This window comes from Pseudoxanthomonas taiwanensis (assembly GCF_010093135.1).
Taxonomy (GTDB): Bacteria; Pseudomonadota; Gammaproteobacteria; order Xanthomonadales; family Xanthomonadaceae; genus Pseudoxanthomonas; species Pseudoxanthomonas taiwanensis.
In genome coordinates this window covers 59,368-73,387 of the sequence record NZ_PDWK01000002.1, presented here as the reverse complement: position 1 = coordinate 73,387, position 14,020 = coordinate 59,368, and the positions used below count along the sequence as shown (strand labels likewise).

Annotated in this window: 8 protein-coding genes and 2 pseudogenes; 2 read left to right on the top strand and 8 right to left on the bottom strand. The window is 74.3% G+C overall.

The annotated features are described in order from the left end of the window. Window positions 1-27: 27 nt before the first annotated feature. Both bioA and CR938_RS00895 read left to right on the top strand, forming a co-directional pair. Window positions 28-1,449: an adenosylmethionine--8-amino-7-oxononanoate transaminase gene (bioA, locus tag CR938_RS00900; RefSeq protein WP_162123197.1), complete on the top strand. Its 1,422-nt coding sequence runs from the start codon at window positions 28-30 to the stop codon at window positions 1,447-1,449. After that, window positions 1,440-2,171: a 16S rRNA (uracil(1498)-N(3))-methyltransferase gene (locus CR938_RS00895; protein ID WP_162123196.1), complete on the top strand. Its 732-nt coding sequence runs from the start codon at window positions 1,440-1,442 to the stop codon at window positions 2,169-2,171. Before bioA ends, CR938_RS00895 begins: the two co-directional genes overlap by 10 nt. 15 nt (window positions 2,172-2,186) lie before the next feature. Here CR938_RS00895 and CR938_RS00890 read toward each other — a convergent pair whose 3' ends face one another. The 8 genes and pseudogenes from CR938_RS00890 to pilG form a co-directional block, all read right to left on the bottom strand. After that, window positions 2,187-2,663: a chemotaxis protein CheW gene (locus CR938_RS00890; protein WP_162123195.1), complete on the bottom strand. Its 477-nt coding sequence runs from the start codon at window positions 2,661-2,663 to the stop codon at window positions 2,187-2,189. A 22-nt stretch (window positions 2,664-2,685) separates the two neighbouring features. Continuing rightward, window positions 2,686-3,855 carry a chemotaxis protein CheB gene (locus CR938_RS00885; RefSeq protein ID WP_246190924.1) on the bottom strand — a complete coding sequence of 390 codons (1,170 nt, stop codon included), beginning with the start codon at window positions 3,853-3,855 and terminating at the stop codon, window positions 2,686-2,688. Beyond that, window positions 3,842-7,993 (bottom strand): annotated as a pseudogene (locus CR938_RS00880) (Hpt domain-containing protein); the annotation flags it as partial. The pseudogene CR938_RS00880 and the gene CR938_RS00885, both read right to left, overlap by 14 nt. Window positions 7,994-8,821: 828 nt before the next feature. Then, window positions 8,822-10,543, bottom strand: a pseudogene (locus CR938_RS14985) (FimL-related protein); the annotation flags it as partial. A 61-nt stretch (window positions 10,544-10,604) separates the two neighbouring features. After that, on the bottom strand, window positions 10,605-12,641 hold the full coding sequence (locus tag CR938_RS00875; RefSeq protein WP_162123193.1) for a methyl-accepting chemotaxis protein: 2,037 nt from the start codon (window positions 12,639-12,641) through the stop codon (window positions 10,605-10,607). 36 nt (window positions 12,642-12,677) lie between these two features. Next, the gene (locus CR938_RS00870; protein ID WP_162123192.1) at window positions 12,678-13,208 is read right to left on the bottom strand and encodes a chemotaxis protein CheW; all 531 of its coding nucleotides are present in this window, start codon (window positions 13,206-13,208) and stop codon (window positions 12,678-12,680) included. Then, a complete protein-coding gene (locus tag CR938_RS00865; protein WP_162123191.1) occupies window positions 13,208-13,573 on the bottom strand; it encodes a response regulator in 366 nt (121 codons plus the stop codon). The genes CR938_RS00870 and CR938_RS00865 overlap by 1 nt, the downstream gene beginning before the upstream one ends. A gap of 19 nt (window positions 13,574-13,592) precedes the next feature. Beyond that, on the bottom strand, window positions 13,593-13,994 hold the full coding sequence (gene pilG / locus CR938_RS00860) for a twitching motility response regulator PilG (protein WP_162123190.1): 402 nt from the start codon (window positions 13,992-13,994) through the stop codon (window positions 13,593-13,595). Window positions 13,995-14,020: the final 26 nt, after the last annotated feature.

The following is a 14,020-nucleotide window of genomic DNA, read 5'->3' as shown; positions in this document are numbered from 1 at the left end:
CCGGGCGGCGGCCGATATGATGAGCGGATGGGTGGACGTGTCCATGAACCCCGAATGCTAGCAGACCCTCCGCCCGCGGGAACCGCGGAAGCATGGCGCGCGCGCGACCTGGCCGTGCTCTGGCACCCGTGCACGCAGATGCGCGAGCACCCGGACCTGCTGCCGCTGGTGCCGGTCGAGCGCGGCGAGGGCGCCTGGCTGGTCGGCCGCGACGGCCGCCGCTACCTGGACGCGGTCAGCAGCTGGTGGACCAACCTGCACGGCCACGCCGAGCCGCGCATCGCCGAGGCGGTGGCGCGCCAGGCCCGCACCCTGGAGCAGGTGATCCTGGCCGGGTTCTCGCACGCCCCGGCGGTGGAGCTGGCCGAGCGCCTGCTGGCCATCGCCCCGCGCCAGCCCGGGCGCCCGCCGCTGGCCAAGGTGTTCTACGCCGACAACGGCTCGGCCGGGGTGGAAGTGGCGCTGAAGATGGCCTTCCACTGGTTCCGCAACCGCGGCGAGGAGCAGCGCACCAGGTTCGTGGCCCTGGAGAACGGCTACCACGGCGAGACCCTGGGCGCGCTGGCGGTGGGCGACATCCCGCTGTACCGGCGGGTGTACGCGCCGCTGCTGGCCGAGGCCCTGTTCGCGCCCTCCCCGGACGCCTGGCTGGCCGCCCCCGGGGAAACCCCGGTGCAGCGCGCCGCCTACGCCGCCGATCGCCTGGCCGACCTGTTCGACCGCCACCCGGGCGAGATCTGCGCGGTGATCCTGGAGCCGCGCCTGCAGTGCGCCGGCGGCATGCGCATGCACGACGCCTCCTACGTGCGCCGGGTGCGCGAGCTGTGCGACGCCCACGGCGCGTTCATGATCGCCGACGAGATCGCCACCGGCTTCGGCCGCACCGGCACCATGTTCGCCTGCGAGCAGGCCGGGGTGATGCCGGACCTGCTGTGCCTGTCCAAGGGCCTGACCGGAGGCTTCCTGCCGCTGGCCGCGGTGCTGGCCACCCAGGAGCTGTACGACGGCTTCCTGGACGACTCGCGCGAGCGCGCCTTCCTGCACTCGCACAGCTACACCGGCAACCCGCTGGCCTGCGCCGCGGCGCTGGCCTCGCTGGACATCTTCGGGACCGACGCGGTGCTGGAGCGCAACCGCGCCACCGCCGCACGCATGGCCACGCTGGCCGCGCAGGTCGGCGCCGGCAGCCGGCACGTGGCCGACGTGCGCCAGGCCGGCATGGTGGTGGCCTTCGAGCTGACCCGCGACGGCGACCGTTCCACCCCGTTCGACCCGGCCCTGCGCATCGGCCTGCGCGCCTACCGCGCCGCGCTGGAGCGCGGCGTGCTGCTGCGCCCGCTGGGCGACGTGCTCTACTGGATGCCACCCTACTGCGTGGACGAGGCCCAGCTGCAGCTGCTGGCCGAGGCCACCGCCACCGCCATCTCCGAGTCCACCTCATGCGCCTGACCCGCTGCCACGTGGACCTGCCGCTGCAGCCCGGCGGCGAGGTCGTCCTGCCCGAACGCGCCGCCGCCCACCTGACCCGCGTGCTGCGCCTGCGCGAGGGCGCGCCCTGCGTGCTGTTCAACGGCGACGGCCACGACTACGCCGCGCGGCTGGCCGCGGTGGGCAAGCGCGAGGTGCGCGCGCGGGTGCTGGAAGCCACGCCGGTGGCCAACGAATCGCCGCTGCACGTCATCCTGCTGCAGGGCATCGCCCGCGGCGAGAAGATGGACCTGATCCTGCAGAAGGCCACCGAGCTGGGCGTGGCCGCGGTGGTGCCGGTGCATGCCGAGCGCACCGAGGTGCGCCTGGACGCGCAGCGCGCGGAGAAGCGCCTGGAGCACTGGCGCAGCGTGCTGGAATCGGCCTGCGAGCAGTGCGGCCGCGCGCGCGTGCCCACGCTGGCGGCACCGGCCGGGCTGGCCGACGCCGCGGCGGCCCTGCCCGAAGGCGGCCTGCGCCGGGTGCTGGACCCGCAGGGCGGGCCCCGCCTGCAGTCGCTGCCGGAAGCCGGGACGCGGCTGTGCATCGCCATCGGCCCGGAGGGCGGCTGGTCGCCGCGCGACCTGGGCGTGCTGCAGGCGGCCGGCTTCATCGGCCTGCGCCTGGGGCCGCGCATCCTGCGCACGGAAACGGCGGGGCTGGCGGCGATCGCCGCGCTGCAGGCCCGGTTCGGCGACCTGTGAACCGCCGGGCCGGCGTCAGGCGGCCACGGCCGCCAGTGCCTGGCCGATCATCTTCTCCACGCCTTCCAGATCCGGCAGCAGCGCGCCCTGCTCGCCCAGCAGCACGCGCATCTGCACGCCGCGCGGCAGGTCCTCCTCGCTCGCGTCGGCCAGCAGGCTGTCGCGCGGCACCGCCACCAGCTGCGGCAGGGCCGCCGTCTCCAGGGCGAAGTACGGCAGTTCCGGATCGCCACCCAGGGCCTTGAGCACCACCGCGCGGCGGCGCAGGCCCGCGCCCGGGTCCTCGCCCAGCCCGGCCAGGCGCGAGAACACGATCATCGGCACCTGCCAGCCGTGCCAGGCGATGCGCCCGGCCAGCCACTCCGGCGCCCCGGCCACCGGCTCCACCTCCACCCGCGCCAGCACCTCGGCGACGGTGGCGTTGGGCAGCAGCAGGCGCTCGGTCCCCACCGGGATCATGACGCCGCGGATCTCGTCGCTCTTGTATGCCATGCCGTATTCCTGCTCCGTCCGCTCAGCCCCAGCGCTCGGCCAGGCGCGTGGCCAGCTCCGCCGGCGTGCCCAGCTCGCCGCCGCCGGCGGCCAGCAGCTTGACCGCGTTGGCGTCGTAGCAACCCTCCAGCGCCTGGCCCAGGGCCAGGCCGCCGCGCATGGCCAGCGCCAGCGCCGCATCCATCCGCGCCGGCAGGGCGCCGCTGAGCACCACCACCGCGCTCTCGGCCGGCGGCAGCACCGCCAGCGGCTCGTGGGCCGCGTCCACGTCGGCGAAGCGCAGCACGCCCCCGCGCATCTCCAGGCCCACGCCGTCGGGCAGCACGTACACCGTGCCGGCCGCCACGGCGTCGCCGGGCATGGCCATGGCCACCGGCAGCACCGAGACGCGCGCCATCTGCTTGACCAGGTTGTCGTAGCGGCCGCCGTCCAGGCGCAGCTGCACCAGCACCGGCCGTCTGAATCCCGGCGTCATCTCGGCCAGCAGCTTGCGCAGCGCGTCCGGGCCGCCGATGCCGGCGATCACCAGCACCGCACCGGCCACGCTGGCGCCCGGTTCCTCCACCGGCACCAGCTCCAGGTGCGAGAAGTCCGGCAGCGGCGGCGGAGCCACGCTGCGCGGGCCGCCGGACGCCTCGACCGGATCGACCAGGGACCATTCCGACGGCGGCGGCAGGCCTTCGTCCTGGCGCCTGCCCGGCAGGGTGTCCGACGGCAGGCGCCCGGCGTGCAGGGCAGCCTCGGCCAGGTGCGGCGCGAACGGCGCCGCGTCCACCACCGGCTCGTCACGCAGCAGTGGCGGCGGCCGCACGTCCAGCACCAGGTCGGCCTCGTGGCCGGGCGGCAGCACGTCGTCGTGGCCGTTGAGCTTGGCCGCCAGGTGGCGGATCCAGCGCTGCGCCTCCCAGCCCTCGCGGCGCGCGGCCAGGTCGGCCTCGTCGAAGATGGCCAGCACGCCCGGCGCCTGCAGCACCGGGTCCAGCTTCTCCAGCGCGTCCTCCACCGCCGGCTCCAGGGCCACCAGCACCGCCTGCGGCGCGGCGGCCTGCAGCGCGGCCGGGTCCAGCGCGCAGGGGTCCTCTTCCAGCACGATGCGGGCGCCGGCCGCCTCCAGCGCCTGGCGCAGGCGCTCGCGCGCCTGGCCGGGACGGGCCAGCAGGGCCACCGGCTTGGGGGTCTCACTCTCGGACACGGGCAATACCCAGCAGGTCGTAGACGTTGCGCATCAGGTCCAGCTCCTGGTAGGGCTTGCCCAGATAGCGCTGCACGCCGATCTCGAAGGCGCGCTGGCGGTGTTTGTCGCCGGTACGCGAGGTGATCATGATGATCGGCACCTCGCGGAAGCGCGGGTCGGCGCGCATGGCCGTGGCCAGCTCGTAGCCGTCCATGCGCGGCATCTCGATGTCCAGCAGCATCAGGTCGGGGACGCGCTCCTCCAGCCGCTCCAGCGCCTCGACGCCGTCGCGCGCGGTCACCACCTCGAAGTTGTGGCGCTCCAGCACGCGGCCGGTGACCTTGCGCATGGTCAGCGAGTCGTCCACCACCATCACCAGCGGCGCGTAGCGCTGCTGCTGCGGCGGGACCGCGGCGGCCGGGCGCTCCGGCTGCGCCAGGTGGCGGCGCACCAGCGGGGCCACGTCCAGGATCACCACCACGCGGCCGTCGCCGGTGATGGTGGCGCCGTAGATGCCCGGGATCGAGGCGATCTGCAGGCCCACCGGCTTGACCACGATCTCGCGGTTGCCGATCACCTGGTCGATGGCCACGGCCGCGCGCAGGTCGCCGGCGCGCACCAGCAGCAGCGGCACCTGCGCCTGGCCCTCGGCCTTGGCCGGGCCCTGGCCGACCAGCAGGCCCAGGTCATAGAGCGTGTATTCCTCGCCGGCGTAGCGGTAACCGCCCACGCCCGCCTCGAAGCGCTCGCGCGAGATGCGGCCGATGCCGCTGACCGAGGCCACCGGCACCGCGTAGGTGGTCTCGCCGATCTGCACGAACACCGCCTGGGTCACCGCCAGGGTCTGCGGCAGGCGCAGGGTGAACACGGTGCCACGGCCGGCCACCGAGTCGATCTCCACGGTGCCGCCGAGCTGGCGCACCTCGTTGCGCACCACGTCCATGCCCACGCCGCGGCCGGCCAGCTGGCTGACCTGCTCGGAGGTGGTGAAGCCGGACTCGAAGATCAGCGAATCCAGCTCGGCGTCGGTAAGCACGGCGTCGGGCTTGACCAGGCCGCGCTGCTCGGCGCGGCGGCGGATCGCGGCGCGGTCCAGGCCGCGGCCGTCGTCGCCCACCTGCAGCACGATTTCCGAACCCTCGCGGCGCAGGGCGATGGTGATGGTGCCTTCCTCCGCCTTGCCGGCGGCGCGGCGCTCGTCCGGGCGCTCCAGACCATGGGCAACCGCGTTTCGCAGCATGTGCTCCAGCGGCGCGACCATGCGGTCGAGCACGTTGCGGTCCAGCTCGCCGTGGGTACCGTCCAGGCGCAGCTGCACCTGCTTGCCGGTGTCGTGCGCCGACTGCCGCACCACGCGGCGCAGGCGCGGCACGATGCTGTCGAACGGCACCATGCGCGCGCTCATCAGGCCGTCCTGCAGCTCCGCGCTCACGCGCGACTGCTGCTGCAGCAGGGCGTCGTACTGGCGCGCCAGCTCGTCGAGCACGCCCTGCAGGCCGGACAGGTCGGCCGCCGACTCGTTCAGCGCGCGGCTGAGCTGCTGCAGCGTGGAGAAGCGGTCCAGCTCCAGCGGGTCGAAGGTCGGGTCGGCGCTGTCCTGCTCGCGCTGGTAGCGCGCCACGATCTGCGCCTCGGTCTCCAGGTCCAGGCGGCGCAGCTGGTCGCGCAGGCGGGTGTTGGTGCGTTCCAGCTCGGCCAGGGCGGCGCGGAACGCGCCCATCTGCTGCTCCAGGCGCGAGCGGTAGATCGCCACCTCGCCGGCGAAGTTCACCAGGTTGTCGAGCAGGTCGGCGCGCACGCGCACCTGCTCCTGCGGCGGCCGCGCCACGCCGTCCTCGGCGGCCGGCGCGGGTGCTTCCTCGATCGGCGCCGACAGCGGCGTGGTGGCGACCCAGGCGGTCTGCGGCGCGGGCACAGCCGGCTGTGCCGGGGCCGGCTGCGGCGCCGGGACCGGCTCCGCGGGCGCGGCGGCGGCCGGTTCCTCCGCCGCGGGCGCGGCGGCGCTGGTCAGCTGGGAGACATAGTCGGCCTCGGCCGAGCGCTGCGCGGCCGCCGGCACATAGGCCTCGCCGCGGATGCGCGCCTCGAACTCGTCGATCAGCGCCTGCGGCATGCGGGTCACGCGGTGCGCGCGGGTCTGCACCAGCAGACGGTGCAGGGTGTCGAAACCGCGCTCGAGCAGCTCCACGTCGGCGCGGCCCAGCTCCAGGCGCTGCTCGGCCGCGCCTTCCAGCAGCGACTCGATCACGTGGCCGAGGTTGCCGATGGTGGTGATGCCGGCCATGCGCGCACCGCCCTTGAGCGTGTGCAGGTCGCGCTGCAGGCCGACGATGGTCTCGCGCGAGGCCGGATCCTCGCGCAGGTCCTGCAGCAGGCGGTCGACGTGGTCGAGCAGGTCCGCGCCCTCCTCGACGAAGATGTCGACCAGGTCGCGGTCCAGCTCGCTGAAATCGAGCATGGCCTCCCCGGCCTCCACGGGCGCTTCCGCTTCCGCCGCGGCGGGCACGGACGGGGCAGACGCGGACGGGGCCACGGCAGCCGGCTCCAGCGGGGCCGGTTCCTGCGCCGGGACATGGTCCTCCGCCATCGTGGCCGGCACGCCGGCCTCCTCCCGGGCAACCGCTTCCGCTCCGGCGGCCCCGGCCACGCCGATGGCGGAGTCGGGGGATCCGGCGGGAGCCTCCGCGGCCGGTGCGACGGCCTCCTCCACGGGCGTCACGTCCAAGCCTTCGGCCGCCACTCCGGCGGCCGGACCGGCCTGGTCCGTGGCGCCAGCGGCGGCGGATTCCTCGGTCTGCACCGCGGTCTCCGCGGCAGCCGCCTCCTCCTGCGCGGCAGCGGGGACATCCGCGTGCGCGTCCACATCGGCGGGGGCGGCAACCTGGATGGCGGGTTCTTCGGCGGCCGGCGCTTCGAGGGTGTCCGCGGCCGGCATCTCCACGCCGGCCGTGGCGGCCTCGGACGGAGCGGGCGTCGCGGCCGCCGGCTCCGGCGGGGCCTCCGGCACGGCGGCGGAGACTCCGGCCGCGGCTTCCGGCTCGTCCGTGGCGGCGCCCTGCACGGGCTCTTCCACGGCGAACTCCGGCGCCAGGTAGGCGCTCAGGTCCTCTGCGCCGGTGAGTTCGGCGGAACCGGCCGGCGGGACCTGCAGCGGCGGCTCCAGTTCGTCCAGCTCGTCCGGGGCCGGCTGCGGCCAGCGCGCCTCGGGCAGGGCCGCGGCCAGCGCCCCCAGGCGCGCGGCCAGCGCGGCCTGGCGCGGGATGCGCGGCGATTCGGCCTGCAGCGCGCGCACGCAGCCGCGGATGGCCTCGGCGGCGGCGGCGATGGCGTCCACGCCCTCGGCCCCGGGCACGCGGCCGGCGGCCAGCGAGCGCTTGACGAAGCTCTCGGCCGCGTCGGTGACGGCGGTGATCTCCGGCACGTCGGTCATCGCGAACGCGCCGTTCATGGTGTGGATGGCGCGCAGCAGCGCCTCGGTCACCGGCTGCGGCACCGGGCGCGCGCACGCCAGCCAGGCATCCACGGTCTCCAGGTGCTGGGCGACCTCGGCCTCGAGGATCTCGCGCAGCACGCTGTCCACCGAGGCCGGTGTGCCTTCCTCCTCCTCGGCGCGGGGTCCGGCGGCAGGCACGGGGGTGACGGTGTCGGTGGCCACCACGGCGGCGGTCGGCGCCACGTAGAAGGCCTCCTCGCCCGCGGCGATGCGCTCGGCCACCGCCTCCATGCCGGCCAGGTCCACGGTCAGCGGGGCCTGGCCGCGCAGTGCGGCGTCCAGCAGCGGCAGCACCTCGCAGGCCTGCTGCACCATCGCCGCGACCGCGGCGCTCGGCGGGCGGGTGCCGTCGAGCACGCGGTTGAGCATGCTCTCGATCTTCCAGCTGAACTCGCCCAGGGCGCGCGCGCCCACCAGGCGGCCGCTGCCCTTGAGGGTGTGGAACACGCGGCGCACGGCACGCAGGCGCTCCAGGTCGTCCTGCGCGGCCAGCCAGTACGGCACCAGGCGCGCCAGGTTGGCGCGCTCCTCCTCGAACTCCTCGAGGAACACCTCGCGGATGTCCGAATCGATCTCGTCGCTGTGCTCGAAGCCGCCGTGCATGGCCGCGGCCGCGTCGGACGCGGCGGGAGCCGCCGGTGCGGCGGGGGCCGCCGGCGCTGCGGGCGCGGCCGCCCCGTCGGAAACGGCCGGCGCCGGGCCGCCCACGGGCAGCTCCGCGGCGGCGGCGGAGATCTCGGCCAGCAGCGCGCTGGCGTCCGCGTCCCCGTCTCCGGCGGGATCCACCGCCAGGCCGTCAGCCGCCACGGGCTCCGGCTCCGGCAGCGTGCCGCCGGCGTCGGCCGGGCCGGCGTCCGCGGCCGGGATGGCATCGCCACCGGCGGCCGCATCGGCCCCGGCCGGCGCCTCGCCCGGACGGACGATGGTGGGGATCACCTTGAGGGTCAGGTCCAGCCACTGGCCGGACAGGCCGTCGCCGGCCGGCGGCGGCACGGCACCGGCCGGAGCTGCGGCCGGCGGCGCGGCTTCGCCCGGCACGCCGGTGGCGGCCACGTCCCGGCCGCCGGCCTGGACCGGGCCGATGCCGGCATCGGCCGCGGCGGCATCAGTCTGTGTGGCGGGGACGTCGGGGGCCGCCGGCCCGGCCGCGGCGGCGGCCGGTTCCGGCGCCGTCGCATCGTACTCGGCGGCGACCGGGTCGAAGCCGAGGTTGTACTCGACGGTGGACGGCGCCTGCACTGGCTCCGTCTCCAGCGGCGGCAGCTCGACCTCCAGCGGCGGGATGGCCAGCGGCTCCGGCTCGGGCGCGCCGATGGCGGCCACCTCGAGAGTGCCGCCCAGGGCCGCGTCGTCCAAGGTGGGGATGCTCGGGCGCTCCAGCTCGGCGACCTCCCAGGCCAGACCCTCGGGCACCGGCGGCGCGGCCTTCGCGGGCGCGGCCGGCGGAACCTCCGCGGCGGGCGCGGCCTCCACGGCCGGCGGCGGGGCCGCGGCCGGGCCGGCCTGCGCCTCGTGCTGCGGCGGCAGCGGCCAGTAGTGCAGGTTCTCCAGGCTGCTGCGCGCGATCTCCAGGATCTCGTCGCGGTTGGGGCGACGGTCGCGCAGCGCCTCCAGGTAGTACTCCAGGCTGGCCATGGCGTCGGCCAGGGTGTCCAGCTGGCGGCTGCTGGGCACGCGGCGGCGGGCGATCAGTTCCTCGGCCACGTAGCGACGCACGCCTTCCAGATAGTCGGCCGGCTGGTCCAGCTCAAGGATGCGCAGCGCGCCGGCCACCTCCTCCAGCAGGCGCGGGACCTCGGCCAGGCGGCCGTGGTCCCAGTTGGTCTCGATGAAGGCGACGAAGTGCTCGCGCGCGGCGGCGAAGTTGGCGATGGCCTCGTGCGCCAGCACCTCCACCGTGCGCCGGGTCTCGGCCACGGCCGCGTCTTCGGCCGCATCCTCGGCCGGCGCGCCCAGGCGCGCGACCTGCTCGTCCAGCGAGGCGTCCACGTAGAGCAGTGCGCCGGCGATGTCCAGCAGCGCACCCTCGGTGGCCGGCGCCTCGCCGCGGGCGATGGCCTCCAGCGCGGCGCGCTGCTGCAGTACCACGTCGCGGGCCACGCCCAGGCCGAGCATGCCCAGGGTGTCGGCCACCCGCGCCAGGTCGGCGGCCTGCGGCTGCAGGGCGGCCGGATCGCCGCCGGTGCGCAGGTGCAGGTCCAGCGCGTCCTTGACCCGCAGCAGCTCCTCCTTGACCGCACTGCCGACGGTGTTGAGCAGCTCGCGGTTGCGGCCGGCCAGGCTGCCCCGGGCATGGTCCAGCTCGGCCTCGCTGGGCATGTGCGCGTCCAGGTCGAAGGCCTGGCGCAGCGCGTCCAGTGCCGGGTGCGGCACGCGCGCCTGCGCCACCAGGAACAGCAGCTGGCGGGTCGGCTCCTGGCTGACCACGCCGCGCGACTCGGCCGGCAGGGTGTCGTCCTCCTGGGCCAGGGCCACGGCGCGGGCGATGCCGGCGAAGGCGCCGTGCAGCGCCGGGCCGGGCTGCAGCGCGCCGTCGCGCAGCGCCTCGGCCGCCGAGGCCAGCACCCACAGCATGCGCCGGGTGGCCTCGTGGGCGGTGTTCTCCAGCATCGCCGCCGCGCCCTCGGCCAGGGCCGCGGCGTCGGCGGGCGCGCCGTCCTCCGGCCAGGCGGCCAGCGCCTGCTCGAAACGCTCGCGGGCGCGCACGGCCTGGTCCAGGCGCTGGGTCGAGGGCAGCGCCGAGGTGGCCGGAACCGAATCGGGCAGCGGACCGGTCAGGTCCGGGGCGAACAGCACGCTCTCGCTCAGGCCCGGCTCGCCGCGTGCGGCGCGGATCTCGTTGAGCAGCGGCAGCAGCACGATCGGGATGTCGCGGTGGCCGTTCTGCAGGCGTTCCAGGTAGTCCGGCAGCAGCACGGTGCCGCGCATCAGCGTGGCGCAGGCCTCGTCGCGGTCGGCGGCCTCGCCGTGCTGCAGCGCCTGCGCCAGCAGCTCCATTTCCTCGGCCACCATGGCCGGGGCGTACAGCTCGACCATGCGCAGGGTGCCCTGCACCTGGTGCAGGTAGCCCGCGCAGAAGCGCATGCGGCTGGTGTCGGCCGGGTTCTCGACGAACGCCTCGATCTCGCCGCGCGCCTGGCGCAGGGTCTCGTCCAGCTCGGGCTTGACCCAGCCGAGGACGGCGTGGCTCATGGCGTCGCGCAGCGCACTCATCGCCGCTCCCCTGCCAGCTGGCCCGTGCGCATGTACCGACCGATGCTCATTCCCCCTCCCGTCAGGCCGGCAGCTTGAAGTCGGCGACCGAGCGGCGCAGGTCCGCGGCCAGCTGCGCCAGGTGTCCGATCGACTCGGCCGTCTGCCCCGCGCCGCGCGAGGTCTGGCCGGTGATCTGGCGGATCACGTCCATCGTGCGCGTGATGTCCGCCGCGGCCACCGCCTGCTGCTGCGCCGCCACCGAGATGCGCTTGATGAGCTCGTTCAGGTCATTGGACACGCGCTCGATCTCGGCCAGCGCGGTACCGGCGTCCTCGGCCAGGCGGGCACCGGACACCACCTCGGCGGTGGTCTGTTCCATCGAGCTGACCGCCTCGTTGGTGTCGGCCTGGATCGCCTGGACCAGACCTTCGATGCGTCGGGTCGCGTTGGAGGTGCGTTCGGCCAGGCGCTGCACTTCGTCGGCCACCACCGCGAAGCCTCGGCCGGCCTCGCCCGCCGAGGCGGCCTGCACGGCCGCGTTGAGCGCCAGGATGTTGGTCTGCTCGGAAATGTCGTTGATCAGTTCCACGATCGAGCCGATCTCCTGGGAAGACTCGCCCAGGCGCTTGATGCGCTTGGAGGTCTCCTGGATCTGGTCGCGGATCTGGTCCATGCCGTTGATGGTCTCGCGCACCACGCCGGCGCCCTCGGCGGCGATGAGCACCGAGCGCTGCGCCACCTCGGCCGATTCGGTGGAGTTGCGCGACACCTGTTCGATGCTCGCCGCGATCTCGCGGATGCGCTCGGACGCGGCGGCGATCTGCTCGGCCTGGTGGTTGGCCGCCTCGGCCAGCTGCAGGGCCGTGGCCTGGGTCTCCTGCGACGAGGCCGCCACCTGCACCGAGGTGTCGTTGATCGTGGTCACCAGGTTGCGCAGCTCGTCCACGGCGTAGTTGATGGCGTCCGCGATGGCGCCGGTCATGTCCTCGGTCACCGAGGCGCGCACCGTCAGGTCGCCTTCGCCGAGCGAGCTGATCTCGTCCAGCAGCCGCATGATCGCCTGCTGGTTGCGGCTGTTGAACTCCACCTGGGCCTGCAGTCGGGCCTCCTGCTCGCGGGCGCGGTTGCGCACCGAGCTCCACACGTAGCCGATCAGCGAGATCAGGGCCAGCGCGCCGGAGACCACGCCCAGCCAGAAGTTCGGGAACAGGCGGGTGTCGTTGGCCGAGCCGAAGGGGGCGGAGGCCTCGAACAGGCGCCGGCTGTCCTCCAGCATGCGGCCGGCGTTTCCGGGGATGCCGGCGGCGGCCGCCTGCGCGGCGAACAGGTCGCGCGAGCTGCCCAGGATCGCGTCCAGGTCGGTGCGCATCTCCGCCCACTGCGCCTGCGACTGCTGCAGCGCCGCCTGCGCGGCGGCGTTGCGCACCGGGGCCACGCCCAGCTCCTCGTTGCCGTTGGCCAGGCCGTCGAGCACCTGGCCGAACACCAGCGCGTCGCGGGTCAGCGCGTCGCCGGCGCTGGCCGCGCCCGGGCCGCCGGCGCGGATCTCGGTCACGCGGCGGGCCATGGTGCCGGCCACCACCACCTGCTGCAGGGCGTTGAACACCTGGGTGGCCGGCGCGCCGCCGGCGGTCATCGCGCGCACCACCTCGTTGAGCTGGGCCTGCAGCTGTGGGACGCGGGCGACGAAGCGGTCGGCGTTGCCGGACACCGCCAGCACCGCCTGTTCGGACGCCTCGATCTGGCCGGCGTGGGTGGCCATCGGCCGCCAGGTCTGCATCAGCCGCTCCAGCGGACCGGAGATCACCGGCTCGTTGGCGAAGCGCGACTGCAGGGAGTCCACCTCGCGCGCGATCTGCGCGCGGGTGGCGCGGAATTCCTTGAACGCCGCGGCGTTGCCCGCCACCGCGTCGCGGCCCTGGTTGGCCAGCTGCTGCGACAGCACCTGCAGGTCCGCGGCCGAGGTGCTGCCGCCGGCCAGGCGGTTGGCCTGCCAGGTGGCCACGCCGGTGTTGAGGCCGAACACCACCACCGAGATCGCCAGCAGGACCAGCCAGAACCCGGTGCTGACGCCGCCCAGGCGACTGGTCTTGGAGGTTTCAAGGGCAGTACTCATGCTTCTTCGGCCTCGTCGGAATGCGGATGCGCCGGCTTACGCCGCCGCTTGCCTGAATTCGGGAGTGCGGGCCAGCCGCGACAGGGAGAACACGCCCCAGTCGGCGTCGTCGCCGTGGAACGCGCGGTCGATGAAGTGGGCGTAGCGGCCCTGCGCCAGGGGCGCCGGGTCGATGGCCTGCTCCTCGCCGAAGCTGCGCTGGCCGTACAGCTCGTCGATGGTGAGGGCCACGTCGCCGCCCTGCTGGCGCATGATCAGCACCCGCTGCCCCTCGTGCAGCACGGTGCGCTCGCCCTCCAGGAACAGCTTCAGGTCGATGACCGGGAACAGGTTGCCGCGCACGTTGCCGATGCCCAGCAGCCAGGGCTGGGCGCCCGGCACCGGGGTGACCGGCGGCATCGGCAGGATCTCCACGACCTCGCCGAACTGCGACACCAGGCGGCGCCTGCCGATGCGGTAGCCGACCCCGCGCCACACATCCCTGCCCAGTTCGCGTGCCGGCAGCTGCACCGCGTGGGCGAGGCTGCGCCGCTCGTAGTCGGACAGGATGTCGAAGGGCGTGCGCATCAGGCGTTCACCAGCTGCTTGATCCTCTCCAGAAGCTCCTCCTGGCGGGGAGGCTTGACGATGTAGTCCACCGCCCCCTGGCGCATGCCCCAGGCGCGGTCGGTCTCCATGCTCTTGGTGCTGACGATCAGCACCGGGATCCTGCTGGTGGCCTCGCCGCGGGTCAGCGCGCGGGTGGCCTGGAAGCCGCTCATGCCCGGCAGCACGACATCCATCAGCACCAGGTCCGGCTGCTGCTCGCGCGCCAGCGTCAGGCCGTCCTCGGCGTTGCTCGCCACCAGGACCTCGTGGCCGTCGCGCTCCAGCCACTGGGTGAAAACCGCACGATCGGTCGGCGAATCTTCGATCAGCAGGATTCGAGCCATGGTGTTGCCTGCCCCCCGGTCAGGCGTTGACGTAGGTACGGATGGCGCTAAGCAGCTCTTCGCGAGTGAACGGTTTGGTCAGGTACTGTTCCGACCCGACGATGCGGCCGCGCGCCTTGTCGAACAGGCCGTCCTTGGACGACAGCATGATCACCGGCGTCGACTTGAACTTCTGGTTGCCCTTGATGAGCGCGCACGTCTGGTAGCCGTCCAGGCGCGGCATCATGATGTCGACGAAGATGATCTGCGGTTGCTGGTCGGCGATCTTGGCCAGGGCCTCGAAGCCGTCGGCGGCGGTGACGACCTCGCATCCCTCCCGCTTGAGCAGAGTCTCGGCGGTGCGGCGGATGGTCTTGGAGTCATCGATCACCATGACCCGAAGCCCATCCAGTGCCCCCTGCGGGGCCGTGTTTTCAGTCATCACCTTCTGAATTCCCCGTACGCGCG